At 62.4% G+C, this 23,250-nt stretch carries 26 protein-coding genes and 1 other RNA gene; 18 read left to right on the top strand and 9 right to left on the bottom strand.

The features are described 5' to 3' along the window. Positions 1-4 precede the first annotated feature (4 nt). The 14 genes from HU764_RS06440 to HU764_RS06375 all read left to right on the top strand — a co-directional run bounded on the left by HU764_RS06440 (position 5) and on the right by HU764_RS06375 (position 13,678). On the top strand, positions 5-199 hold the full coding sequence (locus HU764_RS06440; protein ID WP_027592922.1) for a cbb3-type cytochrome oxidase subunit 3: 195 nt from the start codon (positions 5-7) through the stop codon (positions 197-199). Then, positions 196-1,137, top strand: a complete 942-nt coding sequence (gene ccoP / locus HU764_RS06435; protein ID WP_027592923.1) for a cytochrome-c oxidase, cbb3-type subunit III — start codon at positions 196-198, stop codon at positions 1,135-1,137. Before HU764_RS06440 ends, ccoP (HU764_RS06435) begins: the two co-directional genes overlap by 4 nt. 449 nt (positions 1,138-1,586) lie before the next feature. Continuing rightward, a complete protein-coding gene (ccoN, locus tag HU764_RS06430) occupies positions 1,587-3,029 on the top strand; it encodes a cytochrome-c oxidase, cbb3-type subunit I (RefSeq protein WP_027592924.1) in 1,443 nt (480 codons plus the stop codon). Then, positions 3,029-3,637: a cytochrome-c oxidase, cbb3-type subunit II gene (gene ccoO, locus HU764_RS06425; protein WP_003254286.1), complete on the top strand. Its 609-nt coding sequence runs from the start codon at positions 3,029-3,031 to the stop codon at positions 3,635-3,637. The genes ccoN and ccoO overlap by 1 nt, the downstream gene beginning before the upstream one ends. Before the next feature lie 5 nt (positions 3,638-3,642). Next, entirely contained in the window at positions 3,643-3,840 is a 198-nt protein-coding gene (locus HU764_RS06420) for a CcoQ/FixQ family Cbb3-type cytochrome c oxidase assembly chaperone (RefSeq protein ID WP_033699345.1), read from the top strand. After that, complete coding sequence (gene ccoP, locus HU764_RS06415; protein ID WP_027592926.1) at positions 3,837-4,817, top strand: cytochrome-c oxidase, cbb3-type subunit III; 981 nt, start codon at positions 3,837-3,839, stop codon at positions 4,815-4,817. Before HU764_RS06420 ends, ccoP (HU764_RS06415) begins: the two co-directional genes overlap by 4 nt. Positions 4,818-5,116: 299 nt before the next feature. Further along, on the top strand, positions 5,117-6,532 hold the full coding sequence (gene ccoG / locus HU764_RS06410; protein WP_027592927.1) for a cytochrome c oxidase accessory protein CcoG: 1,416 nt from the start codon (positions 5,117-5,119) through the stop codon (positions 6,530-6,532). Between the two features lie 15 nt (positions 6,533-6,547). Further along, the gene (locus HU764_RS06405; RefSeq protein WP_085272544.1) at positions 6,548-7,075 is read left to right on the top strand and encodes a FixH family protein; all 528 of its coding nucleotides are present in this window, start codon (positions 6,548-6,550) and stop codon (positions 7,073-7,075) included. Positions 7,076-7,218: 143 nt separating this feature from the next. Next, on the top strand, positions 7,219-9,663 hold the full coding sequence (locus HU764_RS06400) for a heavy metal translocating P-type ATPase (RefSeq protein WP_186704056.1): 2,445 nt from the start codon (positions 7,219-7,221) through the stop codon (positions 9,661-9,663). 13 nt (positions 9,664-9,676) lie between these two features. After that, positions 9,677-9,892 carry a cbb3-type cytochrome oxidase assembly protein CcoS gene (gene ccoS, locus HU764_RS06395; protein WP_027592930.1) on the top strand — a complete coding sequence of 72 codons (216 nt, stop codon included), beginning with the start codon at positions 9,677-9,679 and terminating at the stop codon, positions 9,890-9,892. Further along, positions 9,885-10,568 (top strand): sulfite exporter TauE/SafE family protein, encoded by a 684-nt coding sequence (locus HU764_RS06390; RefSeq protein WP_186704055.1) that lies wholly within the window; start codon positions 9,885-9,887, stop codon positions 10,566-10,568. Before ccoS ends, HU764_RS06390 begins: the two co-directional genes overlap by 8 nt. A 204-nt stretch (positions 10,569-10,772) precedes the next feature. Then, a complete protein-coding gene (gene hemN / locus HU764_RS06385; protein WP_186682711.1) occupies positions 10,773-12,155 on the top strand; it encodes an oxygen-independent coproporphyrinogen III oxidase in 1,383 nt (460 codons plus the stop codon). 186 nt (positions 12,156-12,341) lie between these two features. Beyond that, positions 12,342-13,076 carry a Crp/Fnr family transcriptional regulator FnrA gene (fnrA, locus tag HU764_RS06380; protein ID WP_099454870.1) on the top strand — a complete coding sequence of 245 codons (735 nt, stop codon included), beginning with the start codon at positions 12,342-12,344 and terminating at the stop codon, positions 13,074-13,076. 53 nt (positions 13,077-13,129) lie between these two features. Next, positions 13,130-13,678, top strand: a complete 549-nt coding sequence (locus tag HU764_RS06375; RefSeq protein ID WP_099454871.1) for an adenine phosphoribosyltransferase — start codon at positions 13,130-13,132, stop codon at positions 13,676-13,678. 143 nt (positions 13,679-13,821) lie between these two features. Here the strand turns inward: HU764_RS06375 and recR are convergent, their stop codons facing one another. The 3 genes from recR to dnaX all read right to left on the bottom strand — a co-directional run bounded on the left by recR (position 13,822) and on the right by dnaX (position 16,988). Continuing rightward, complete coding sequence (recR, locus tag HU764_RS06370) at positions 13,822-14,424, bottom strand: recombination mediator RecR (protein WP_027592934.1); 603 nt, start codon at positions 14,422-14,424, stop codon at positions 13,822-13,824. 88 nt (positions 14,425-14,512) lie between these two features. Continuing rightward, positions 14,513-14,848 (bottom strand): YbaB/EbfC family nucleoid-associated protein, encoded by a 336-nt coding sequence (locus HU764_RS06365; RefSeq protein WP_008093501.1) that lies wholly within the window; start codon positions 14,846-14,848, stop codon positions 14,513-14,515. A 64-nt stretch (positions 14,849-14,912) separates the two neighbouring features. Next, positions 14,913-16,988, bottom strand: a complete 2,076-nt coding sequence (dnaX, locus tag HU764_RS06360; RefSeq protein WP_186682709.1) for a DNA polymerase III subunit gamma/tau — start codon at positions 16,986-16,988, stop codon at positions 14,913-14,915. A gap of 123 nt (positions 16,989-17,111) precedes the next feature. Here dnaX and HU764_RS06355 point away from each other — a divergent pair, with 123 nt between their 5' ends. Continuing rightward, positions 17,112-17,879 carry a substrate-binding periplasmic protein gene (locus HU764_RS06355; protein WP_085272540.1) on the top strand — a complete coding sequence of 256 codons (768 nt, stop codon included), beginning with the start codon at positions 17,112-17,114 and terminating at the stop codon, positions 17,877-17,879. A 61-nt stretch (positions 17,880-17,940) separates the two neighbouring features. Here the strand turns inward: HU764_RS06355 and HU764_RS06350 are convergent, their stop codons facing one another. Together HU764_RS06350 and HU764_RS06345 are read right to left on the bottom strand one after the other, a co-directional pair. Then, entirely contained in the window at positions 17,941-18,840 is a 900-nt protein-coding gene (locus HU764_RS06350; RefSeq protein ID WP_202885429.1) for an EamA family transporter, read from the bottom strand. 156 nt (positions 18,841-18,996) lie between these two features. Beyond that, the gene (locus HU764_RS06345; protein WP_027592939.1) at positions 18,997-19,269 is read right to left on the bottom strand and encodes a hypothetical protein; all 273 of its coding nucleotides are present in this window, start codon (positions 19,267-19,269) and stop codon (positions 18,997-18,999) included. A gap of 410 nt (positions 19,270-19,679) precedes the next feature. Between HU764_RS06345 and HU764_RS06340 the strand changes: the two genes are divergently transcribed. Continuing rightward, positions 19,680-19,874: a hypothetical protein gene (locus HU764_RS06340; protein WP_085272539.1), complete on the top strand. Its 195-nt coding sequence runs from the start codon at positions 19,680-19,682 to the stop codon at positions 19,872-19,874. Between the two features lie 30 nt (positions 19,875-19,904). Further along, positions 19,905-20,084, top strand: coding sequence for a hypothetical protein (locus tag HU764_RS06335; RefSeq protein ID WP_085272538.1), 180 nt, complete (start codon positions 19,905-19,907; stop codon positions 20,082-20,084). Between the two features lie 15 nt (positions 20,085-20,099). Here HU764_RS06335 and HU764_RS06330 read toward each other — a convergent pair whose 3' ends face one another. Continuing rightward, positions 20,100-20,573 (bottom strand): DUF2938 domain-containing protein, encoded by a 474-nt coding sequence (locus HU764_RS06330; protein WP_420876184.1) that lies wholly within the window; start codon positions 20,571-20,573, stop codon positions 20,100-20,102. 93 nt (positions 20,574-20,666) lie between these two features. Here HU764_RS06330 and HU764_RS06325 point away from each other — a divergent pair, with 93 nt between their 5' ends. Continuing rightward, positions 20,667-21,110: a helix-turn-helix domain-containing protein gene (locus HU764_RS06325; RefSeq protein WP_186704054.1), complete on the top strand. Its 444-nt coding sequence runs from the start codon at positions 20,667-20,669 to the stop codon at positions 21,108-21,110. Here HU764_RS06325 and HU764_RS06320 read toward each other — a convergent pair. The 3 genes from HU764_RS06320 to ffs all read right to left on the bottom strand — a co-directional run bounded on the left by HU764_RS06320 (position 21,057) and on the right by ffs (position 23,153). Beyond that, positions 21,057-22,247, bottom strand: coding sequence for an MFS transporter (locus HU764_RS06320; RefSeq protein ID WP_186704053.1), 1,191 nt, complete (start codon positions 22,245-22,247; stop codon positions 21,057-21,059). The genes HU764_RS06325 and HU764_RS06320 overlap by 54 nt on opposite strands. Before the next feature lie 99 nt (positions 22,248-22,346). Continuing rightward, entirely contained in the window at positions 22,347-22,901 is a 555-nt protein-coding gene (locus HU764_RS06315; RefSeq protein ID WP_186682705.1) for a GNAT family N-acetyltransferase, read from the bottom strand. Between the two features lie 155 nt (positions 22,902-23,056). Next, positions 23,057-23,153: signal recognition particle sRNA small type (ffs, locus tag HU764_RS06310), an RNA gene on the bottom strand. Positions 23,154-23,250: the final 97 nt, after the last annotated feature.

Raw genomic sequence — 23,250 nt, 5'->3', positions numbered from 1 at the left:
TGCGATGGAAATAGACATCGGCATGATCCGCGGGCTGGGCACCCTGGTGGTGATGATCGCCTTCATCGGCCTCTCGCTCTGGGTATTCAACCGCCGCCGCGACCGTGATTTCGCCGAAGCGCGCCTGCTGCCCTTCGTCGACGACCGCCTGCCCCCTGCCGGGCAGGAACCTGCTGCCAAGAGGAGTTCCGGGCAATGACCACCTTCTGGAGTACGTACATCAGCGTACTGACCATCGGCAGTTTGATCGGCCTTACCTGGCTGCTGCTGTCGACCCGCAAGGGCCAGAGTACCGACACCACCGACCAGACCATGGGCCACAGCTTCGATGGCATCGAGGAATACGACAACCCGCTGCCCAAGTGGTGGTTCTGGTTGTTCGTGGGCACCCTGGTGTTCTCGGTCGGCTACTTGATCCTCTATCCAGGCCTGGGTAACTGGAAAGGCATCCTGCCGGGCTACGACAACGGCTGGACCGGGGTTAACGAATGGCAGAAGGAAATGGACAAGGCCGATGCCAAGTTCGGGCCGATCTTCGCCAAGTACGCGGCCATGCCGGTCGAGGAAGTGGCCAAGGACCCGCAAGCCCTGAAGATGGGCAGCCGCCTGTTCGCCTCCAACTGCTCGGTGTGCCACGGCTCGGACGCCAAAGGCGCCTATGGCTTCCCCAACCTGACCGACAAGGACTGGCGCTGGGGCGGCGAGCCGGAGACCATCAAGGCCTCGATCATGAACGGTCGCCACGGCGTGATGCCAGCTTGGGCCGAGGTCATTGGCGAGCAGGGCGTGGCCGATGTGGCGGCGTTCGTGCTGACCAACCTGGATGGCCGCAGCTTGCCGGAAGGGGTCAAGGCCGACCCGGCCAAGGGCAAGGAAATCTTCGCCGGCAACTGCGTGGCCTGCCACGGGCCTGAAGCCAAAGGCACCCCAGCCATGGGCGCGCCTGACCTGACTCACCCGCAGGCGTTCATCTACGGTTCGAGCTTCGCCCAGTTGCAACAGACCATTCGTTATGGTCGCCAGGGGCAGATGCCGGCACAGGCCGAGATCCAGGGCAATGACAAGGTGCACTTGCTGGCGGCTTATGTGTATAGCCTGTCGCACGGTGACGCGCCTGAAGCAGTGACTGTTAAGTAATACCAGGGGGCCGCTTTGCGGCCCATTCGCAGCGCAAGGCTGCTCCTACAGGCGATCGCATGCTTCTTGTAGGCGCAGCCTTGTGCTGCGAATGGGCTGCAAAGCAGCCCCCACGCCCTCCCCGCCATACCCCTCCCTTGCACCCCCTAACCGAACTAAGCTTGTTGCCTCAGTGGGCTTCGCTGCCAATCCAGCGAAGCAGACGCGGTGCATAGCCTGGCGCCGTCCGACAAAAAAGCCTGACCGATCGATCAGAAAAAGATGAAAAACGGTACACATTACAAATATTTATTTGTGTACAATCGTTCGAACCCAACACCGCTGGACACAGGTGGACGGGCTTGGACACGGGTCGGCGTACCAAAGTTGCGTTGCGGTAACCCGAGGGGTTATCGATACTGGCGCCGATTTTTCGACCAACAAGAACATCAAAACCGTGGAACCTTAGAATGAGCACAGCAATCAGTCCGACTGCTTATAACTATAAGGTCGTCCGCCAGTTCGCCATCATGACGGTGGTCTGGGGGATCCTTGGCATGGGCCTCGGCGTTTTCATCGCCTCGCAACTGGTATGGCCGCAACTGAACCTGGACTTGCCCTGGACCAGCTTCGGCCGCCTGCGCCCGTTGCACACCAACCTGGTGATCTTCGCCTTCGGCGGCTGTGCGTTGTTCGGCACCAGCTACTACGTGGTGCAGCGCACCTGCCAGACCCGGCTGATCTCCGACAGCATGGCGGCCTTCACCTTCTGGGGTTGGCAAGCGGTGATCGTCGGCGCACTGATCACCCTGCCGATGGGCTACACCACCACCAAGGAATACGCCGAGCTGGAATGGCCGCTGGCGATCCTGCTGGCCATTGTCTGGGTGACCTACGGGCTGGTGTTCTTCGGCACCATCGTCAAGCGCAAGACCAAGCACATCTACGTCGGCAACTGGTTCTACGGCGCGTTCATCGTGGTCACCGCGATGCTGCACATCGTCAACCACATCTCGCTGCCGGTCAGCCTGTTCAAGTCGTACTCGGCCTACTCCGGCGCCACTGACGCCATGATCCAGTGGTGGTACGGCCACAACGCCGTGGGCTTCTTCCTCACCACCGGCTTCCTGGGGATGATGTACTACTTCGTGCCCAAGCAGGCCGAGCGGCCGATCTACTCGTATCGCCTGTCGATCGTGCACTTCTGGGCGCTGATCACCCTGTACATCTGGGCCGGCCCGCACCACCTGCACTACACCGCCCTGCCCGACTGGGCACAGTCGCTGGGCATGGTGATGTCGATCATCCTGCTGGCGCCAAGCTGGGGGGGCATGATCAACGGCATGATGACCTTGTCCGGTGCCTGGCATAAATTGCGCACCGACCCGATCCTGCGCTTCCTCGTGGTATCGCTGGCGTTCTACGGCATGTCCACCTTCGAAGGCCCGATGATGGCCATCAAGACCGTGAACTCGCTGTCGCACTACACCGACTGGACCATCGGCCATGTCCACGCCGGTGCCCTTGGTTGGGTAGCGATGATCTCGATCGGCGCGGTTTATCACATGATTCCCAAGCTGTATGGCCGGGCGCAGATGCACAGCGTCGGCTTGATCAACGCGCACTTCTGGCTGGCGACCATCGGCACCGTGCTGTACATCGCCTCGATGTGGGTCAACGGCATCACCCAGGGCCTGATGTGGCGCGCCATCAACGATGACGGCACGCTCACCTACTCCTTCGTCGAAGCCTTGCAGGCCAGCCACCCGGGCTACATCGTCCGCGCACTGGGCGGTGCATTCTTCGCCTCGGGCATGTTGCTGATGGCCTACAACGTGTTCCGCACCGTACGCGCGGCCAACCCGGTTGAAGCAGATGAAGCCGCCAAGATCGTCGTCGTGGGAGCGCACTGATGAAGCATGAAGCCGTCGAGAAGAACATAGGCCTGCTGGCCTTCTTCATGGTCATCGCCGTCAGCGTCGGTGGCCTGACCCAGATCGTCCCGCTGTTTTTCCAGGACGTCACCAACAAACCCGTTGAAGGCATGAAGCCGCGCACCGCGCTGGAGCTTGAAGGCCGCGACATCTACATCCGCGAAGGCTGCGTGGGCTGCCACTCGCAGATGATCCGCCCGTTCCGCGCCGAGACCGAACGCTACGGCCACTACTCGGTCGCCGGCGAGAGTGTGTGGGACCACCCGTTCCTGTGGGGCTCCAAACGCACCGGCCCGGACCTGGCCCGCGTGGGCGGCCGCTACTCCGATGACTGGCACCGTGCGCACCTGTACAACCCGCGCAACGTGGTGCCCGAATCGAAGATGCCGTCCTACCCGTGGCTGGTCGAGAACAAACTCGACGGCAAGGACACCGCGAAGAAGATGGAAGTCCTGCGGACCCTCGGCACGCCGTACACCGACGCCGACATCGCCGGCGCGCGGGACGCGGTCAAGGGCAAGACCGAGATGGACGCCATCGTCGCGTACCTGCAGGGTCTTGGCACCATCATCAAAAGCAAACGGTGACGCTGATGGATATCGGGATGATTCGCGGCCTGGGCACCGTCGTGGTGATGGTGGCCTTCGTAGGCCTGGCGCTGTGGGTGTTCAACCCACGGCGCAAGCAGGAGTTCGACGAGGCGACCCGGTTGCCCTTCGCGGATGACCCCGAAGCCACCCGGCACGTCGAGCAAGCGCAAGCAAAAGCTTCTGGGAGCAAAAAACAATGACAACCTTCTGGAGTCTGTACGTCACCGTCCTGACCCTGGGCACCATCTTCTCACTGACCTGGCTGCTGCTGTCGACCCGCAAGGGCCAGCGCGAAGAGGTCACCGACGAGACCGTCGGGCATGCCTTCGATGGCATCGAGGAATATGACAACCCGCTGCCCAAATGGTGGTTCTGGCTGTTCGTCGGCACCATCATCTTCGCCCTCGGCTACCTGGTGCTGTACCCAGGCCTGGGTAACTGGAAAGGTATGCTGCCAGGCTATTCGTACCTGGACACCGACAAGCAGACCGAGTTCGCCAACGGCCAGCCGGGCTGGACCGGCGTGCACGAGTGGGAAAAGGAAATGGCCAAGGCCGATGCCCGCTTCGGGCCGATCTTCGCCAAGTTCGCGGCGATGCCCATCGAGGAAGTCGCCAAAGACCCGCAGGCCCTGAAAATGGGCGCACGGCTGTTCGCTTCCAACTGCTCGGTGTGCCACGGCTCCGACGCCAAGGGCGCCTACGGCTTTCCTAACCTGACCGACAACGACTGGCGTTGGGGCGGTGAGCCGGAAACCATCAAGACCACCATCATGGGCGGTCGCCACGGCGTGATGCCGGCCTGGTCCGAGGTGATCGGCGAGCAAGGCGTTGCCGATGTGGCAGCCTTTGTGGTCAGCAAGCTCGATGGCCGCACCCTGCCGGAAGGCGCCAAGGCCGATGCCGAAAACGGGCAGAAGATCTTCGCCGCCAACTGCGTGGCCTGCCACGGGCCAGAGGGCAAGGGTACGCCGGCCATGGGTGCGCCAAACCTGACCCATCCGCAGGCGTTCATCTACGGCTCGAGCTTTGCCCAACTTCAGCAGACCATTCGCTACGGTCGCCAGGGGCAGATGCCGGCGCAGGAGCAGCTGCAGGGTAACGACAAGGTGCACCTGCTGGCAGCTTATGTGTACAGCCTGTCGCATCAGGAGCAGGAGCCTCAAAAGGCTGAGTAAGCAGGTCCGGCCTCTTCGCGGGTAAACCCGCTCCCACAGGTATCTCGCCGAGCCTGAGGGCAGCGGGGTCCCTGTGGGAGCGGGTTTACCCGCGAAGAATCCAGCACAAGCTGACCTGGATCAATTGACACCCGCCATATCACGATTCATACCACGAACCCAACGCGACTAAAGGTCGCAGTGCAACCCCTGGGTGCCATCACAGGCGTATCATGGGTCGCAGAGCGCTAGCAGATTGCGCGAGACTGCGGCCGGCATGCACTGGCCGCGGCATTTCTCCACTGCCGTGGGACTTGATGATGAGCAAGCAAATTCCGGTACATGACGTCACCCCGCCTGCCAACAAAGGGAAGGATTCCGTCGACCTCTACGCCTCCCGCGAGAAAATCTACACCCGCGCCTTCACAGGCGTGTTCCGCCGCCTGCGCATGGTGGGCGGTGCAGTACTGTTCCTGCTCTACTTCGGCACCGTGTGGCTGAACTGGGGCGGTCACCAGGCCGTCTGGTGGAACCTGCCCGAGCGCAAGTTCTACATCTTCGGCGCCACCATCTGGCCCCAGGACTTCATCCTCCTGTCAGGCATCCTCATCGTCGCCGCGTTCGGCCTGTTCTTCGTCACCGTGTATGCCGGCCGGGTGTGGTGCGGCTATACCTGCCCGCAAAGCGTGTGGACGTGGATTTTCATGTGGTGCGAAAAAGTCACCGAGGGTGACCGCAACCAGCGCATGAAGCTCGACCGCGCCCCCATGAGCGGCAACAAGTTCCTGCGCAAATTCGCCAAGCACAGCCTGTGGCTGCTGATCGGTTTCGTCACCGGCATGACCTTTGTCGGTTACTTCTCGCCGATCCGTGAGCTGGCCATCGAATTCTTCACCGGCCAAGCCGATGGCTGGGCCTACTTCTGGGTCGGTTTCTTCACCCTCGCCACCTATGGCAACGCCGGTTGGCTGCGCGAGCAGGTGTGCGTGTACATGTGCCCCTATGCACGCTTCCAGAGCGTGATGTTCGACAAGGACACGCTGATCGTGTCCTACGACCCGCGCCGTGGCGAAACCCGTGGCCCGCGTAAAAAAGACATCGACTACAAGGCCCAAGGCCTGGGCGACTGCATCGACTGCACCATGTGCGTGCAGGTCTGCCCCACCGGCATCGACATCCGCGACGGCCTGCAGATCGAGTGTATCGGCTGCGCCGCGTGCATCGACGCCTGCGACACCATCATGGACAAGATGAACTACCCCAAAGGGCTGATCAGCTACACCACCGAGCACAACTTGTCGGGGCAGAAAACCCACATGCTGCGCCCTCGGCTGATCGGCTATGCGCTGGTGCTGCTGGTCATGATCGGCGCCCTGGCCACCGCCTTCGCCACCCGCTCGCTGGTCGGCTTCGACGTCAGCAAAGACCGCGTGCTGTACCGCGAAAACGCCCAGGGCCGGATCGAGAACGTCTACAGCCTCAAGGTCATGAACAAAGACCAACGCGACCACGTCTACGTGCTCGATGCCGCCGGCCTGCCGGACCTCAAGCTCGAAGGCCAGCGCGAGATCCGCGTGGCGGCCGGTGACATCGTCAGCCTGCCCGTGCAGCTGTCGATAGCGCCCGAGAAACTGCCATCGACCACCAACGAAATCACCTTCATCCTCAAGAGCGCCGATGACAGCGACGCCCAGGTTGAAGCCAAGAGCCGCTTCATCGGCCCACAGATCCGCTGAGAGAGATTATCGACAATGCCTGCCGCCACCGCCGCCAGCCCTTGGTACAAGCACCTCTGGCCCTGGATCATCATCGGCATCCTCACCACCTCGGTGTGCCTGAGCCTGACCATGGTCAGCATTGCCGTGCGCAACCCGGACAACCTGGTCAACGACAACTACTACGAGGCTGGCAAAGGCATCAACCGCTCGCTGGACCGTGAGCTGCTGGCCCAGACCTTGAACCTCAAGGCCAGCGTGCATTTGGATGAGCTGACCGGCGAAGTCGACCTGCGCCTGACGGGCGACAGCGACCCGCAAACGCTGGAACTGAACCTGATCTCGCCCACCCAGCCGGACAAGGACCGCAAGGTGGCGCTAACCCGTGCCGAGGCTGGGCGCTATGTCGGGCAACTGGACGACAAGGTCGAAGGGCGGCGCTTCGTCGAGTTGCTGGGCAGCCAGCAAGGGCAGGTGTGGCGGTTGTTCGAGGAAGAGAAGGTGGAGCATGGTGTGACTCTGCAGCTGGGCGATGAAGCGTTGCTAGGCGCAGAACACAAATAATCGCGACACTTTCTCTACCTGTGGGAGCGGGCTTGCCCCGCGAAAGGGCCAAGCCTGCTTATGATGTCGCCCATGCCGGCCCATTCGCGGGGCAAGCCCGCTCCCACAGGACCCGTCCCTGACAGTCAATGCGTGCTCGCCTTATGACCCAACCCACCCCCTGCTACCACTGCGCCCTGCCCGTCCCCGCCGGCAACCGCTTCACCGCCGTGGTCCTCGGCGAGCCACGGCAGTTCTGCTGCCCAGGCTGCCAGGCAGTGGCCGAGTCCATCGTCGCCGGGGGCCTGGAGCACTATTACCAACACCGCAGTGACACCAGCGCCAACCCCGAAGCCTTGCCCAGGCAACTGCAGGATGAACTGGCGCTCTACGACCGCAGCGACGTGCAACAAACCTTCGTCCGCCACGCCGGCGAACTGGCCGAAGCCACCTTGCTGGTCGAGGGCATCAGTTGCGCCGCCTGCGGCTGGCTGATCGAAAAGCACCTGCGCAACCTGCCCGGGGTCACCGAAGCACGCCTGAACCTGTCCAATCACCGCCTGCTGCTGGCCTGGGACGACCACCAGCTGCCCCTCTCGCGCCTGCTCGCCGAGCTGCGCCAGATCGGCTACGCCGCCCACCCCTACCAACCCGACCAGGCCGCCGAACAGCTGGCCCGGGAGAACCGCAGCGCCTTACGGCGCCTGGGTGTCGCCGGGCTGCTGTGGTTCCAGGCGATGATGGCAACCATGGCCACCTGGCCCGAATTCAACATCGACCTGTCGCCCGAGCTGCACACCATCCTGCGCTGGGTCGCGCTGTTTCTGACCATCCCGATCGTGTTCTACAGCTGCGCGCCATTCTTCAAAGGCGCAGCGCGCGACCTGCGCACCCGTCACCTGACCATGGACGTCTCGGTATCGCTGGCCATCGCCCTGGCGTTCGGCGCCGGGATCTGGACCGCGATCAGCGGCAGCGGCGAGCTGTATTTCGATACCGTCGGCATGTTTGCCCTGTTCCTGCTGACCGGTCGCTACCTTGAGCGACGTGCCCGCGAGCGCACCGCGGCGGCCACCGCGCAACTGGTCAACCTGCTGCCCGCCTCGTGCCTGCGCCTGGACGTTATCGGCCGTGCCGAGCGCATCCTGCTCAGCGAACTGCAGCGCGGCGACACGGTGCAAGTCCTGCCCGGCGCGGTAATCCCCGCCGATGGGCGCATCGTCGAAGGCCGCTCCAGCGTCGACGAGTCACTGCTGACCGGCGAATACCTGCCGCAGCCGCGTCGCGTCGGCGAGCGGGTCACCGGTGGCACCCTGAACGTCGAGAGCACCCTGAACGTGGAAGTCGAAGCCCTCGGCCACGACTCGCGGCTGTCGGCCATCGTCCGCCTGCTGGAACGCGCGCAGACCGAAAAACCGCGCCTGGCCGAGATCGCCGACCGCGCTTCGCAGTGGTTCTTGCTGTTTACCTTGATAGCCGCCGTGGCCATCGGCCTGTGGTGGTGGCACCTGGCCCCGGACCGCGCCTTCTGGATCGTGCTGGCCATGCTGGTGGCGACCTGCCCTTGCGCCTTGTCCCTGGCCACGCCCACGGCCCTTACCGCCGCCACCGGCACCCTGCACAAACTCGGCCTGCTGGTGACCCGCGGCCACGTGCTCGAAGGCCTCAACCAGATCGACACGGTCATCTTCGACAAGACCGGCACGCTCACCGAAGGCCGCCTGACCCTGCGCAGCATTCGCCCGCTGGCCGACCTGGCCGCCGACCGTTGCCTGGCCCTGGCCGCCGCCCTGGAAAACCGCTCCGAACACCCCATCGCACGCGCTTTCGGCCGCACCGCCGCGCCCGCCGACGACGTGCAGACCGTGCCAGGCCTGGGCCTGGAGGGGCTGGTTGACGGCCAACGCCTGCGTATCGGCCAGGCCACGTTCGTGTGCGCCCTGAGTGGCGCAGAAATCCCCGGCGTGCCCGAGCCACGCGGCCAATGGCTGCTGCTGGGTGATCGCCAAGGGCCGCTGGCCTGGTTCGGCCTCGATGACCGCCTGCGCGATGATGCCCCGGCCCTGCTCGCCGCCTGCAAGGCGCGGGGCTGGCGGACGCTGCTGCTGTCGGGTGACAGCTCGCCGATGGTCGCCGAAGTGGCGGCGCAACTGGGCATCGACCAGGCCATCGGCGGCCTGCGCCCGGACGACAAGCTGGACCGGCTCAAGGCGCTGCAAGCCGCTGGCCGCAAGGTGCTGATGCTGGGTGATGGGGTCAACGACGTGCCGGTGCTGGCTGCCGCCGACATCAGCATCGCCATGGGCAGCGCCACTGACCTGGCCAAGACCAGCGCCGATGCGGTGCTGCTGTCCAACCGCCTGCAGGCGCTGGTACAGGCCTTCGACCTGGCCCGCCGCACGCGCCGCAACATCCTCGAGAACCTGCTGTGGGCGACCCTGTATAATGGCCTCATGTTGCCGTTTGCCGCGCTCGGCTGGATCACGCCCGTGTGGGCGGCCATCGGCATGTCGGTGAGCTCGCTGATCGTGGTCCTCAACGCCCTGCGCCTGACCCGGCTGCCAGGCGTGGCGGCCTCCAGCAGCCACCCGCAACCCGCCACCGCCTGATCAGGAGCCGCCCATGCCAGCCCTCTATGTCATGATCCCGGCCGCCCTGCTGCTTGTCGGCGTCGCCGTGTACATCTTCTTCTGGGCGGTGGACAGCGGCCAGTACGACGACCTCGAAGGCCCTGCCCACAGCATCCTGTTCGACGACCAGGACCCGCGCCACCAGGCAGCGGTCAAGCCGGACGACAGCCTGGCCGAAGACGACAAGGAACCCCCACCCCGTGCCTGACCTGCTGCCCCTGCTCGGCTCGGCGCTGATCCTTGGCCTGCTCGGTGGCGGCCACTGCCTGGGCATGTGCGGCGGCCTGATGGGCGCGCTGACCCTGGCCATCCCGCCCGAGCAACGCGGCCGACGCTTGCAGCTGCTGTTGGCGTACAACATCGGGCGCATTCTCAGCTATACCTGCGCCGGCCTGCTGGTGGGCCTGGCTGGCTGGGCCGTGGCCAGCAGCCCGGCCGCCCTGGCGCTGCGGGTGGTAGCCGCGTTGCTGTTGATTGCCATGGGGCTATACCTGGCCGGCTGGTGGAGCGGGTTGACCCGTATCGAGGCCCTGGGTCGAGGGCTGTGGCGGCATATCCAACCAGTCGCCTCGCGCCTGCTGCCGGTGTCGAGCCTGCCGCGCGCCTTGTTGCTGGGGGCCTTGTGGGGCTGGTTGCCGTGCGGGCTGGTGTACAGCACGTTGCTGTGGGCTGCGAGCCAGGGGAATGCGGGGTACAGCGCCGCGTTGATGCTAGCCTTCGGGCTGGGCACCTGGCCGGTATTGCTGGCCACGGGCTTGGCGGCGGAGCGGGTCAGCAGCCTGTTGCGACGGCGCAGCGTGCGCATGGCGGGTGGCTTGCTGGTCATCCTGTTTGGCCTGTGGACGCTGCCTGGGCCACACCAGCATTGGTTGATGGGGCACTGAAGCGGGCTGCTGTGCAGCCCATCGCCGGCAAGCCAGCGCCCACTGCTACAGCACAAGCCTTGAGGCAGTGAGGCCCCTGTGGGAGCTGGCTTGCCGGCGATGGGCCGCTCAGCGGCCCTAAAGGCTCTTGATACAAATCAACACAGATTCCTACAGACGGCCATAGACTCCGGACACTGCTCGCTCTATCCGGGGACCGCCCACATGCTCGACGACCTACGTTGGGACACCGACCTGATCCGCCGCTACGACCTGGCCGGACCACGCTACACCTCCTACCCGACCGCCGTGCAACTGCACAGCGAAGTGGGCTCGTTCGACCTGCTCCACGCGCTGCGCGAGAGCCGCCGGGCGGTGCGCCCGTTGTCGCTGTACGTGCACGTGCCGTTTTGCGCCAACATCTGCTACTACTGCGCCTGCAACAAAGTCATCACCAAGGACCGTGGCCGCGCTGCGCCCTACCTGCAACGCCTGGAGCAGGAAATCCAGCTGATCGCCTGCCACCTGGACCCCAAGCAACGGGTCGAGCAACTGCACTTCGGCGGCGGCACGCCCACCTTCCTCAGCCCCGTGGAATTGCGCCAGCTGATGGCCACCCTGCGTCAGCACTTCAACCTGCTGGACGATGATTCCGGCGACTACGGCATCGAAATCGACCCACGCGAAGCCGACTGGTCGACCATGGGCCTGCTCCGCGAGCTGGGCTTCAACCGTGTCAGCCTGGGCGTGCAGGACCTGGACCCGGCCGTGCAGCGGGCGGTCAACCGCCTGCAGAGCCTGGAGCAGACCCGCACCCTGATCGAGGCGGCGCGTACCTTGCAGTTCCGCTCGATCAACCTGGACTTGATCTACGGCCTGCCCAAACAGACCCCGGAAGGCTTTGCCCGCACCGTCGAAGAGGTGATCCGCCTGCAACCCGACCGCCTGTCGGTGTTCAACTACGCCCACCTGCCCGAGCGTTTCATGCCTCAGCGACGCATCGACAACAATGACCTGCCGAGCCCGTCAGCCAAGCTCGAGATGCTGCATGCCACCATCGACCAGCTGACCGCTGCCGGTTACCGCTACATCGGCATGGACCACTTCGCCCTGCCCGACGATGAGCTGGCCATGGCCCAGGAAGAAGGCACCCTGCAACGCAACTTCCAGGGCTACACCACCCATGGCCATTGCGACCTGATCGGCCTGGGGGTGTCTGCCATCAGCCAGATCGGCGACCTCTATTGCCAGAACAGCAGCGACCTCAACACCTACCAGGACAGCCTCTCCAACGCCCAACTGGCCACCCAGCGCGGCCTGCTGTGCAACCACGACGATCGCCTGCGCCGGGCAGTGATCCAGCAGTTGATCTGCCATTTCGAACTGGACTACGAGCCGATCGAACAGGCCTTCACCATCGATTTTCGCGGTTACTTCAATGACCTTTGGCCAGAACTGCTGACCTTGCAGCGTGATGGCCTGATCAGCCTGGACGACAAGGGCATCCGCATCCTGCCCGCCGGCCGCCTGTTGGCGCGCTCGGTGTGCATGGTGTTCGACGCCTACCTGGCGATGCAAAACCGCCAGCGCTTCTCACGGGTCATCTGAAAAGCGAGACGTTCAACCGCATGGACAAGTGGGCTTGTGCGGCACACTATGGGTACACGAAAGGCCTCGGCGCGCACCCGCCGCGGCTTCGCCAGCACGCTCCACAATAGCGCACGCTGGCCTACAACCTACGCCGTGAGTTACCCTTACGTCTTATGTGTGCTTTCCCACAAGGATCGATTGAAAATGTCCGAGCCAGTTAAACTGCGCCCACATACCCAGGCCCATTGCAAGGATTGCAGCCTGGCCCCCCTGTGCCTGCCTCTTTCGCTGAACCTGGAAGACATGGAAGCACTGGATGAAATCGTCAAACGTGGACGGCCGCTGAAGAAAGGCGAGTTCCTGTTCCGCCAGGGTGACAATTTCGGCTCGGTCTACGCAGTACGTTCCGGCGCCCTCAAAACCTTCAGCCTCAGCGACAGCGGCGAAGAGCAGATCACCGGCTTCCACCTGCCCAGCGAACTGGTCGGCCTGTCCGGCATGGACACCGAAGCCTACCCGGTGTCGGCCCAGGCCCAAGAGACTACGTCGGTGTGCGAAATCCCCTTCGAACGCCTCGACGAACTCTCGGTGCAATTGCCGCAGTTGCGTCGTCAGCTGATGCGTGTGATGAGCCGCGAGATCCGCGACGACCAGCAAATGATGCTGCTGCTGTCAAAGAAAACCGCCGACGAACGCATTGCCACCTTCCTGGTCAACCTGTCCGCACGCTTCCGCGCACGTGGCTACTCGGCTAACCAGTTCCGCCTGAGCATGTCGCGCAACGAAATCGGCAATTACCTGGGCCTGGCGGTGGAAACCGTGTCGCGGGTCTTCACCCGCTTCCAGCAAAACGGCCTGATTCGCGCCGAAGGCAAGGAAGTGCATATCCTCGACCCGATTCAGTTGTGCGCGCTGGCCGGCGGTGCAATGGAGGCCTGAGCCTTTGTTAACGGGTATACTGGCGCCATCGTTTTTCCAGGATACCCGCAACAATGCATAGCGAAGCCTTCGACCTCAAAGCCCTGATCCGCCCGGTAGTGGACTTCCCCAAACCGGGTGTGATCTTTCGCGACATCACCCCGCTGTTCCAATCCCCACGCGGGCTGCGCTATGTCGCCGACCAGTTCATCGAGCGTTATGTCGAGGCTGAGTTCAGCCACATCGGCGCCATGGACGCGCGCGGCTTCCTGATCGGCTCAATCATCGCCCACCAGCTGAACAAGCCGCTGATCCTGTTCCGCAAACAGGGCAAGCTGCCGGCTGACGTGCTGAGCGAGGGTTATCAGACCGAGTACGGCGAGGCCTTCCTCGAAGTGCATGCCGACAGCCTGTGCGAAGGCGACTCGGTGTTGATTTTCGATGACCTGATTGCCACTGGCGGCACCCTGCTGGCGGCAGCCAACCTGGTGCGCCGTACCGGGGCTCAGGTATTTGAAGCGGCAGCGATCATTGACCTGCCGGAGCTGGAGGGTTCGCGCCGGCTGCAGGCTGCGGGTGTGCCGACCTTCTGCCTGACCGAGTTTTCGCTGAACGAATACTGAGTCGTATTCAGGGGCGGCGTTGCCACCCATTCGCGGGACAAGCCCGCTCCTAGAGGTCTTGTGAAGGCCTTTGAGGTACCGCAGTACCTGTGGGAGCGGGCTTGTCCCGCGAATGGGCCGCACAGCGGCCCCACTGTTTCGAATCACAGCGAAATCGGCCTGCGCCCCGCAAAGGCATGCGCCAATGTCCCGCCATCCACCAGCTCCAGCTCGCCACCCAGCGGCACACCGTGGGCAATGCGCGACGCCACCAGGCCTTTCTCGTTCAGCAACTGCGCGATGTAATGCGCCGTCGCCTCCCCTTCCACCGTCGGGTTGGTCGCCAGGATCACCTCGGTAAAGGTGCCCTGCTCCTCGATTCGCGCCATCAGCTGCGGCACGCCGATCGCCTCAGGCCCCAGGCCATCGAGCGGCGACAGATGCCCCTTGAGCACGAAATAGCGGCCGCGGTAACCAGTCTGCTCCACCGCATACACATCCACCGGCCCTTCGACCACACACAACTGCGTGTCGTCACGGCGCGGGTCGGCGCACTGCGGGCAGAGTTCCTGCTCGGTCAGGGTGCGGCACTGACGGCAATGGCCAACCCCCTCCATGGCCTGGGTCAACGCCTGAGCCAACCGCAGGCCGCCGCTGCGGTCACGCTCAAGCAGCTGCAGGGCCATGCGCTGGGCGGTTTTCTGGCCGACACCCGGCAGGGTGCGCAAGGCATCGATCAGTTGGCGGATCAGGGGGCTGAAGCTCATGTAGGCAGGCCTGCAAGTCGGGGGAACAGAATGAACAAGGGAGCAACGGCCCCAAGGCCGTTGCTCCCCATTTGACGCAAAAGGTGTATCAGAACGGCATTTTGAAGCCTGGCGGCAACTGCATGCCAGCGGTCATGCCGCCCATTTTTTCCTGGCTGCTCTGCTCGACCTTACGGACCGCATCGTTCAGTGCAGCAGCGATCAGGTCTTCAAGCACTTCCTTGTCGTCTTCATCGGTCGACATCAGGCTTTGGTCGATGCTGACGCGCTTAACGTCGTGACGACCAGTCATCACCACGCTCACCAGGCCGCCACCGGATTGGCCGGTCACTTCGGCGTTGGCCAGTTCTTCTTGCATCTTGGCCATTTTTTCCTGCATCTGCTGGGCCTGCTTCATCAGGCCGGCCATGCCACCTTTCATCATGGGGGTATACCTCGATTGGGTCATGTGATGCGGCCCGGCACCGGGCCAGCCGCATGGTTATCCGTTACTGGCCCTGATTGGCCAGGGCCTCTACAGGCTCAATAGTATCCTGTCGCACCTTGGCACCGAACTGCTTGATCATCTGCTGGATCAACGGGTCCTGCTCGATCGACACCACGGCGTCCTGCTGGCGCTCGGCACGCTTGCGCGAGGCGGCCTGGGCCGGCGTTTCCTGCTCAGGGCGTATCAGCTCGATACGCAGGTTCAGGGTGCGCCCCAGGTGCTGATTGAGCGCGTCGTTCAAGCGCCGCTGCTGGGTGGCGTTGAACAGTGCGCCCTGGCCTGGGTCCAGGTGCAGCAGCCAGTCGTCGCCGTCGGCGGCAATCAGCGTACAGTTTGCGGCGATGTTGCCTGTCATACCGGAGACGGGCAACTGTGGGAATAATTCCAGCCATTGCAGGGCCAGGCCCGTAGCCGGCTGGGCGGCCGGCAGCGGTTCGGCAGCAGGCTTGCGCTGCTCTTCCTGAACATGCTCGGCCAGTTCATCGAGGTAACTGAAGCCGACGGGGTCGCTGTCACCTACGTAGTAATCTTCGTCCGCTGGCGGTTCGTCGTCGCGGTCCATGCCCGCTGCAGCATAGGCCGACGGGTCGAACGGCGGCTCGTCGTAGGCCGGCTGCTCGCGCTGCGGCTCGGCCATGGCTGGCTGGGGCGCGGGTGTTGGCTCAGGTGTTGGCTCAGCCACAGGCACCGGCGAGGCGGCAACCGGCACGGGGGGCGCTACAGGCTCTTCCCAGGGCAGGTCGATGACGTCCTCGACAGGTGCGGGTGCCGGCGCAGCAGGTTCAACTGGCGCTGGCTGGGTAACGGCAGGCGTCGGCTCTACAGCGAGTGCTACAGGGGTCGGCACCTCCACCGCTTGCGCGACAACCGGCGCCACGGGCGCTGCGGCTGGCTGATGGGCCACTCCCGCAGTTGCCACCGGTGTTGCAGGATCAGCTGTGGCTTGGCTGATCCCCACCGGCTTTAGCACCGGTTTCGGCGCGTCATCGGTGTCGGCCGGGCGGAACGCCAGCATGCGCAACAGGACCATCTCGAAGCCACCCCGCGGGTCTGGCGCCAAGGGCAGGTCGCGGCGGCCAATCAGGCCCATCTGGTAATAGAACTGCACGTCCTCGGCCGGCAATGCCGAGGCCAGCGCCAACACGCGGTCGCGGTCGCCCTGGCCGTTGTCCACCGCCTCCGGCAGAGCCTGGGCAATGGCGACACGGTGCAGCACGTTGAGCATTTCGGCCAGCACGCCGCTCCAGTCCGGCCCTTGCTCGGCAAGGTTGCGCACCGCCTCCAGCAGCGCGCGGGCATCGCCTTCTAGCAGCGCCTGCAGCACGCCATAGACCTGGCCATGGTCGAGGCTACCGAGCATTGCCCGCACATCGGCCGCCAGCACCTTGCCTTCACCAAACGCGATGGCCTGGTCAGTCAAGCTCATGGCATCGCGCATCGAACCGTCGGCGGCGCGGCCCAGCAGCCACAGGGCATCTGGCTCGAACGGCACGTTTTCGGCGGTCAGCACATGGCTGAGGTGCTCGACTACCCGCTCCGGGCTCATGTTCTTCAGCGAGAACTGCAGGCAGCGCGACAGGATGGTCGCTGGCAGCTTCTGCGGGTCGGTGGTGGCGAGGATGAACTTGACGTAGGGCGGCGGCTCTTCCAGCGTCTTGAGCAAGGCGTTGAACGAGTGGGTCGAGAGCATGTGCACTTCGTCGATCAGGTAGACCTTGAAGCGCCCACGGCTCGGGGCATATTGCACGTTATCCAGCAGCTCGCGAGTGTCTTCGACCTTGGTACGGCTGGCGGCGTCGATCTCGATCAGGTCGACGAAGCGGCCCTCGTCGATTTCCCGGCACACTGAACAGGTGCCGCAGGGCGTCGAGGTGATGCCGGTTTCGCAGTTCAGGCATTTGGCGATAATGCGGGCGATGGTAGTCTTGCCCACACCGCGGGTGCCGGTAAACAGGTAGGCATGGTGCAAGCGCTGGTTGTCCAAGGCATTGATCAAGGCCTTGAGCACATGGGCCTGGCCGACCATTTCGCGGAACGAGCGCGGACGCCATTTTCGTGCAAGAACCTGATAACTCATCGAAAAACCATCGTAGCCTGATCGAGCGGAAGATCGCTAATGCTAGCGGAGCGGGGCCGAAATTGCACCCTGCGCGACTGGTCTAAGCTATGAAACTGGCGCGCTATCCAGGGAGGATGTGCCTTGCGAAGACTGTTGCCCCTGCTATTGCTGTGGACCACCCACAGCCTGGCCGACCCACCCGTGCTGCGTTTTTCCGTCGCCGAGAGCTGGAGCATGCCGCTGATGCGTGTCGAAGGCGATCAGCCGGTGGAAGGTTTGCTGTTCGACCTGATGCAGGCCATTGCCCGGGAAGTGGGTGTACGCCCGGAGTATCACGTACTGGCACGCCTGCGCCTGCAGGAGGCCATGGAAAGCGGCGATATCGACGTGCGCTGCTATGTCAGCACCCAATGGTTTCAGGATCGGCCGGGCAATTTTGTCTGGAGCATCCCCGTGATCCACCAGCGCGACGTATTGGTTGGCGGCGCTGATGCAAGCAACCCTACCCGCCCAGAGCAACTGGCGCCGCAAGCCATCGGCACTGTGCTGGGTTATGCCTACGGCACCTTGCAACCCTTGTTCGAACAGGGCCGATTGCACCGCGAAGACAGCCGCAGCCAGCTGCTGGCCCTGCAGAAGCTGCACGCGGGGCGGTATCTGCATGCGGTGAGCAACGAATTGTCGTTGCAGTGGTTCAACCAAGGCTTGCCGGCGGGGCAACAGCTGCAAACGCTGGCAGTGCTGGAAGAGCAGGACTTGGGATGCATGGTGCGCACTGACCCTGGGGTACCGACGCAAGGGGTGCTCAGGGCACTGGTGCGCATGAAGCAGTCCGGGGAGATCGAGCGGATCAGCCAGCGGTATGGGGGTGCGGGGTATGCTGGGAATGCCGCAGCGCGGACGCCCTAAATAGAGACGTTGCGCACAATTTGGGGAGCAGGCGTGTGCTGCGAAGAGGGCGTGCACTGCGCTATTCCGTCAAGCCTCTGCCCCTCATGATCCGCTGCAGGTTGTGGGCGTTGACGAAGATCAAGATGCCCAGCAAGACGAAGCCAATCGCAATCGCTTTGGCAATGCTCATCTGCTCGCCAAAAAACAGGTAGGAAGCAACCAGCCCCGATATAGGCACGAGCAGCGAGAGCGGTGCGACCTGGGCAGCCGGGTATTTCTTCATCAAGTTGTTCCATACCAGGTAGCCTAGGATGGTTGTGATGTAGCTCTGGAACAGCACAGAGAACAAGGCTTCCCACGCTATACCACCGGCAAGCACTGCGAATGAGGCCCAGCCATTGGCTGCGACTGTCAAAACGAATATCGCCGGGACCGAAAAAAGGCTCGACCAGATAATGAACGCGACCATGTCGGCCGGGCGTTTGAGCTTGACCACCAGGTTGCACAGCGACCAGGCCAGGGCAGCGATAAGTACGAGTAGAACACCGGTAACCGTCGACGACTCACCGCCTAATGCCAAGACCATTATCAGACCGCAGGCGGCTGAGGCCATGCCGCACAGATGGATTCCACTGACTCGCTCGCCCAGAAGGAGGCTGCTGAGGAGGATAGTGAAAAAGGCACTGAACTGCAGAAACACCGAAGACATGCCGGGGGACAAGCCTTGGAACATTGCGAAGTTGACCACCCACCACAAGCCGGCGCCGAACATCACACCGTATAGGGCCAGCACCCCATATGAAATGCCTGCCGGGCGCTTGACGAAGAACACCAGAGGCATAGCGCAGAACACGAAACGCAACAGCGTCAGAAGGTAAGGATCCAGGCTTCTCAAGCCTAGTTCGATGACAGAGAAGTTACAGCCCCATAGGACTGTCACCAGAACACCGGCGACCAAATCCCGCTTGCTCATTTTCATGCCTGCTCTCCCTTGTTGCGGCATGCATTACTGTAATGACATTGATTGCGCCTGGATGCAGGAGGCGTCCTACCGACACGTGGGGCTGCTCTGAGAAATTTCGCCTGCATTAAACATCGCTGTTTAAAGCAGCCCGCTGACTGTGGGCAGACCCCGCTACTTCTGGCGTTCGACAGCCAATGTCACGGCATCAGCCTGGCCCCAGGCGATTTGCATGGCGCGCAGGCCATGCTCCAGTAGCTGTCGCGTTTCTTCGTCTTGGATGCGCTCAAGTGCTCGACGGCTGTCGCTGTAGGCGAACATTAGGTAGTGGGAGACATTCATCAGCGCGAACTCTATTGGCACGACGCCTTCGCTGATGGCGCGGGAAAGGGATTTACCGGGGGGAAGGTCGAAGGTATGGGGTGGGTCGGGGACGATTTTTTTCATTACATATCCGTACTGATTAGGCTGCCTCCTTCCGTTTCCACACATTAGGGTGGCAGCTGTAAGCGGGGTGGAAATCCAGGCGTACGGTAAACCCGGTAGGTACGAATACCTCCCGCTACAGCTGCCATAACTGACAGATGTCCCGCACAACTCAGGTTTCCACACCCGATCGCTGAACCGACAGCGACCGCAAAAGCCTATTGGGTGGGGTTTCCAAGGACAATCAGACGGGGGTCGACGGGATGCGTAGGATATTTCTGCAAGCCTTACAAATGCAGCAGGAAACCGCCTATACGAGAGTAGGATCCTTCCTTGTTGGCAATTGGACTACGAAATCTGGTGTATAGAGCGATTCCGACCTCTCGCCTGATGGCGCATAATTTTCAGCACCCCCAAAAAGACACCTCCCGATGCTCCAAGATGATCGAGACAATCTCGAACTCGACAGACTACAGATCGAGAATCGCAAGCTAGCTGCAGAAGCACTCAAATTCATGGCTGAAGAGCGCAAGCTTAGACAAGAGGCGTTCTGGCACCCCTTCGCAACCGGCTCGGTCATACTGACTGCCATTGCGGGTATCATGGCCCTGCTGGTTAAACTCTAAGCACGCTCGTTTATGGCAAGAGGAAAGATCATGCCCCGTTCCACTCAAGATAGGGTTGAACAATCCCATCGCGAAGTTGAGGCCCTGGCCGAAGAAATGCGCAAGGCAAGAGCCTTTTCTCCTTGGTCAGCGCTTTTGCCGTTCAGCCTAGGTGCGGGCTTTGCTTTGGCGTTACTTCTCGCCGGCCTCTTGATCTTGAGACTGCTGTAATCCCGAGCGCTGTCTTCAACCTGACGCAATCAAACCGGCACTCAAGAACATCCCAACCCCAAACACCGTATGGGTCACCAGACTCTTCAGGCAGTTACGCCCAGGTGTCGGCGTCCGCGAGGCAAAGAGCCCCGCCCCCATCACCGGCTGCATGAAGCACAGCGGCGCCACCACCGTCGCCATACCCCAAACCAGCGCAGGCCAAAGCGTCGGGGCACTCAGCCAGCCCTCCCCGACCATCCCCACCAGCATCACGGCAAACAGCACACCGATCACGTAGTGGATAACCCACCCCAAGGCCAGTTCGTTCGCAACCGGTTCGGCCTTGGCGATAGCGTCGTGGCGCACCCGCCCCTTCATCACATGGCCCGCCCAGCGCCCCACCATGGCGAAATTCAAGGTAGGGATACCCAAGCGCCGCAGCAACATCCCCCACAGGTCCATGATCACGGTGGCCCCAACCCCGATCAGCAAAGCGGCTTTTAGCATGGCAAGCGTCATCGATTCAGCCCTCTAAGATTGACGTTCAGCAACATGCCGCGCAGCATAGAAGTTGAAGTCAACTTCAAGTCAAGGCCTAGAATGGACATTGCCGATGTCGCCAAGCGCACAGGCGTACCCGCATCAACGCTGCGCTATTACGAAAAGAAAGGCTTGCTCAAGTCCCTCGCCGGCCGCGGCCAGCGGCGGCAGTTTGCTGCCGACGTGGCAGACCGGCTGGCACTGATTGCCCTAGGCCAGGCTGCAGGCTTTTCCCTGGATGAAGTGGGCGCGATGCTGGTGGACCTGCAGGTCGATCGGCAAATGCTGATAGCTAAAGCGGACGAAATCGATGCACGGGTCAAGCGCTTGCAAGCAATGAGCAAGGGGCTGCGGCATGCAGCGCAGTGCCCGGAGGACGATCACCTGGCCTGTCCGAAATTTCAGCGCTTGATGAAGCTTTCAGCCGCCGGGGTGTTGGGGGAAAAGCACCTACACCAGGGCGGGCCTGGAAAACCGCGAAGCCAGCCACCTCGCCGTACTTAGCCCTACAACCAAAAGCGCAACGCCCTCAATGCTCAACATCATCGCGCTGATGCCTAGCTGCGTGATCAATTGACTGGCTACGAAGGGGAACCCGAACACACCGATGAAATACGACAGGCTGAACAGCAGCAGTGCTTGCGCGGTAAGGCCTGCCGGCGCCTCGTTGGCAGCCAGCCCGTTGATTACCGAGTAGTTCAAGCCATAACCCACGCCCAACAGCATGGCCATCGCCAGATAGCGTTCGGCGCTGTGCACCCATTGATCAAAGCCCACTACAGCAGTGGCCATGATCAAGGTTAAAACCCACGAAGTTGCCAGCGGCGGTTGCTTCACAACCCAGCCGGCCAGCAAGAGCCTGCAGGCGATCGCAGCGCCCATGAAGCCAATGAAGAAGATCGAGTAATCAAGCCCGAGGCGGTCGGCATAGCGGGTCTGGAAACTGCCCATCGTGCCGAAAATCGCCCCACCCAGCCCTACCATCAAAATCGACAAGCCCGAACGTGAACGCATCACGTTGAGCGCGGACACCAAACCGATCTGCACCTTCTCAGCCGGTCGTTGCCTCAGCGAAGTCGAACCAAGCCAAGTAAAGTACAACCCCGCCAAACCTGCAGCACACGCCGCCACCCAAAAAGCGAGTTGGGTAGGCAGCGCCACGAAGGCCGCGAACTTACCCAGTAATGGCCCGGCACCTATGCCAGTCAACATGCTGCCGGAGAGCAATGCAAAACAGTGCGTGCGGCGTGATGGCTCGACCATTTGAGCAACCATGATCGGCCCTACCGTGTAGAAGAGCCCCCAACCAACCCCAAGCATCAAGCCACACGCCAACAACGCGCCGCCCAGGCCGGGCACCACGGCAAAACCCACTGACGCCACGACCAGGCAGAACGCCCCGACAGCGATAGCGCGAGCAGCACCAACGCGCTGCAACAGATGCCCCGAGCCCACCACAGACAGCAGCGTACTGAGCATCGCGACTGCAAATACCCGCCCTGCATCGCTCGCAGTGCCGCCCAACGCCTGCACCAGCATAGAGAGCAGAAACGTCGTGCCATAGCTGATGGACAGTAGGAAACAGGCGATGCAGAACACAGTAAAGTGCTGAAACCGTGGCAGGGGTACAGACGACTTCATGTAAGCAGTCCTTGCTGAAAGGTACTGCTTTCTATCACGGCACGGCACGGCACAGGCAAAGGCATGCATTTGCTGACGTTGAGATCGTCACTTCAGTACCTAAACGACCGCCACCCTTTGACGCCACTGATCGCGGCTCAACTCCCAGATCTCTTTGAGCACGGCACCACAGACGAAATGCCCCGGCTCAGTCCCGACCAGGCGCATGCCTTCGTGCAGGGAAACACTGCGCGACCTGTCATTGCTCGCCGCCTTGGGCACCTGCATGACGCAACGCCCAAGCGTCTCGAACCAATAGTCGTTGATGACAACACAGGCTTCGCGGATGTAGCCGTTTTTTTGCCATGCAGGGGCGAGCCAGAAGCCACGGTTGTTACCCGGCTGGTCATAGAGGCTGATGCTGCCGATGACCTGCGTTGGCGCGGTTTTCAGGCGGATCATCCAGTGCCATTCGCAACCAGCGTTCATGGCAGGCAATGCGATGTCTCGGACGTAGACGAGTGCGCCGTCTTCGGGATAGGGCCATGGCACGCGGCTGTCCAGGTAGCGGACAATGTCCCAGTGCGGGAACAGCTGCTGAATAGCGGGTACGTCGCCAAGCTGCAGCGGCGTGAGTATCAGGCGCGAAGTTTCGAGGGGAGGAAGGCTGTCCATGGCGCAGCGTCCGTTCTGGAGGCGGTATGGCCTTCTGGCATTCTCACAGAGCAGAGGTAGAAACGTCGAGACGTCATGCGCTTTCGCACATTGACTAAGAGGTAGTTTTGAACGAGAGATCCTTGAGAGCTCAAGGATTTAAAGAATGGAGGCAGCCCCACCAGCCACACTCCGGCACTCGATGTTCCCGCTATGGCTGCTCCCTTCCGGGCCTGACCAGGTTAACGGGTAATCAATGCGGGGGGACCGATGGGGCCACCACTGACGCAACTCGCTAAGCAGCGAGCCGCGCCATTGTACCGGTCTGAGGCGAAGTTACAACCTCTGCGGGGAGAAAAAGTCATCATTT

This window comes from Pseudomonas kermanshahensis (genome assembly GCF_014269205.2).
GTDB classification, from domain to species: Bacteria; Pseudomonadota; Gammaproteobacteria; order Pseudomonadales; family Pseudomonadaceae; genus Aquipseudomonas; species Aquipseudomonas kermanshahensis.
This window is presented reverse-complemented; position numbering and strand designations above follow the sequence as displayed.

Coding starts and splice junctions, on each gene's coding strand:
- ccoS (WP_027592930.1), top strand. CDS start 9,677: ATGCCAGCCCTCTATGTCATGATCCCGGCCGCCCTGCTGCTTGTCGGC.
- hemN (WP_186682711.1), top strand. CDS start 10,773: ATGCTCGACGACCTACGTTGGGACACCGACCTGATCCGCCGCTACGAC.
- fnrA (WP_099454870.1), top strand. CDS start 12,342: ATGTCCGAGCCAGTTAAACTGCGCCCACATACCCAGGCCCATTGCAAG.
- HU764_RS06320 (WP_186704053.1), bottom strand. CDS start 22,247: ATGAAGTCGTCTGTACCCCTGCCACGGTTTCAGCACTTTACTGTGTTC.
- HU764_RS06325 (WP_186704054.1), top strand. CDS start 20,667: ATGGACATTGCCGATGTCGCCAAGCGCACAGGCGTACCCGCATCAACG.
- HU764_RS06365 (WP_008093501.1), bottom strand. CDS start 14,848: ATGATGAAAGGTGGCATGGCCGGCCTGATGAAGCAGGCCCAGCAGATG.
- HU764_RS06330 (WP_420876184.1), bottom strand. CDS start 20,573: ATGCTAAAAGCCGCTTTGCTGATCGGGGTTGGGGCCACCGTGATCATG.
- ccoG (WP_027592927.1), top strand. CDS start 5,117: ATGAGCAAGCAAATTCCGGTACATGACGTCACCCCGCCTGCCAACAAA.
- dnaX (WP_186682709.1), bottom strand. CDS start 16,988: ATGAGTTATCAGGTTCTTGCACGAAAATGGCGTCCGCGCTCGTTCCGC.
- HU764_RS06315 (WP_186682705.1), bottom strand. CDS start 22,901: ATGGACAGCCTTCCTCCCCTCGAAACTTCGCGCCTGATACTCACGCCG.
- ccoO (WP_003254286.1), top strand. CDS start 3,029: ATGAAGCATGAAGCCGTCGAGAAGAACATAGGCCTGCTGGCCTTCTTC.
- HU764_RS06350 (WP_202885429.1), bottom strand. CDS start 18,840: ATGAAAATGAGCAAGCGGGATTTGGTCGCCGGTGTTCTGGTGACAGTC.
- recR (WP_027592934.1), bottom strand. CDS start 14,424: ATGAGCTTCAGCCCCCTGATCCGCCAACTGATCGATGCCTTGCGCACC.
- ccoP (WP_027592926.1), top strand. CDS start 3,837: ATGACAACCTTCTGGAGTCTGTACGTCACCGTCCTGACCCTGGGCACC.
- HU764_RS06420 (WP_033699345.1), top strand. CDS start 3,643: ATGGATATCGGGATGATTCGCGGCCTGGGCACCGTCGTGGTGATGGTG.
- HU764_RS06400 (WP_186704056.1), top strand. CDS start 7,219: ATGACCCAACCCACCCCCTGCTACCACTGCGCCCTGCCCGTCCCCGCC.
- ccoN (WP_027592924.1), top strand. CDS start 1,587: ATGAGCACAGCAATCAGTCCGACTGCTTATAACTATAAGGTCGTCCGC.
- HU764_RS06340 (WP_085272539.1), top strand. CDS start 19,680: ATGCTCCAAGATGATCGAGACAATCTCGAACTCGACAGACTACAGATC.
- HU764_RS06335 (WP_085272538.1), top strand. CDS start 19,905: ATGCCCCGTTCCACTCAAGATAGGGTTGAACAATCCCATCGCGAAGTT.
- HU764_RS06375 (WP_099454871.1), top strand. CDS start 13,130: ATGCATAGCGAAGCCTTCGACCTCAAAGCCCTGATCCGCCCGGTAGTG.
- HU764_RS06345 (WP_027592939.1), bottom strand. CDS start 19,269: ATGAAAAAAATCGTCCCCGACCCACCCCATACCTTCGACCTTCCCCCC.
- ccoP (WP_027592923.1), top strand. CDS start 196: ATGACCACCTTCTGGAGTACGTACATCAGCGTACTGACCATCGGCAGT.
- HU764_RS06440 (WP_027592922.1), top strand. CDS start 5: ATGGAAATAGACATCGGCATGATCCGCGGGCTGGGCACCCTGGTGGTG.
- HU764_RS06405 (WP_085272544.1), top strand. CDS start 6,548: ATGCCTGCCGCCACCGCCGCCAGCCCTTGGTACAAGCACCTCTGGCCC.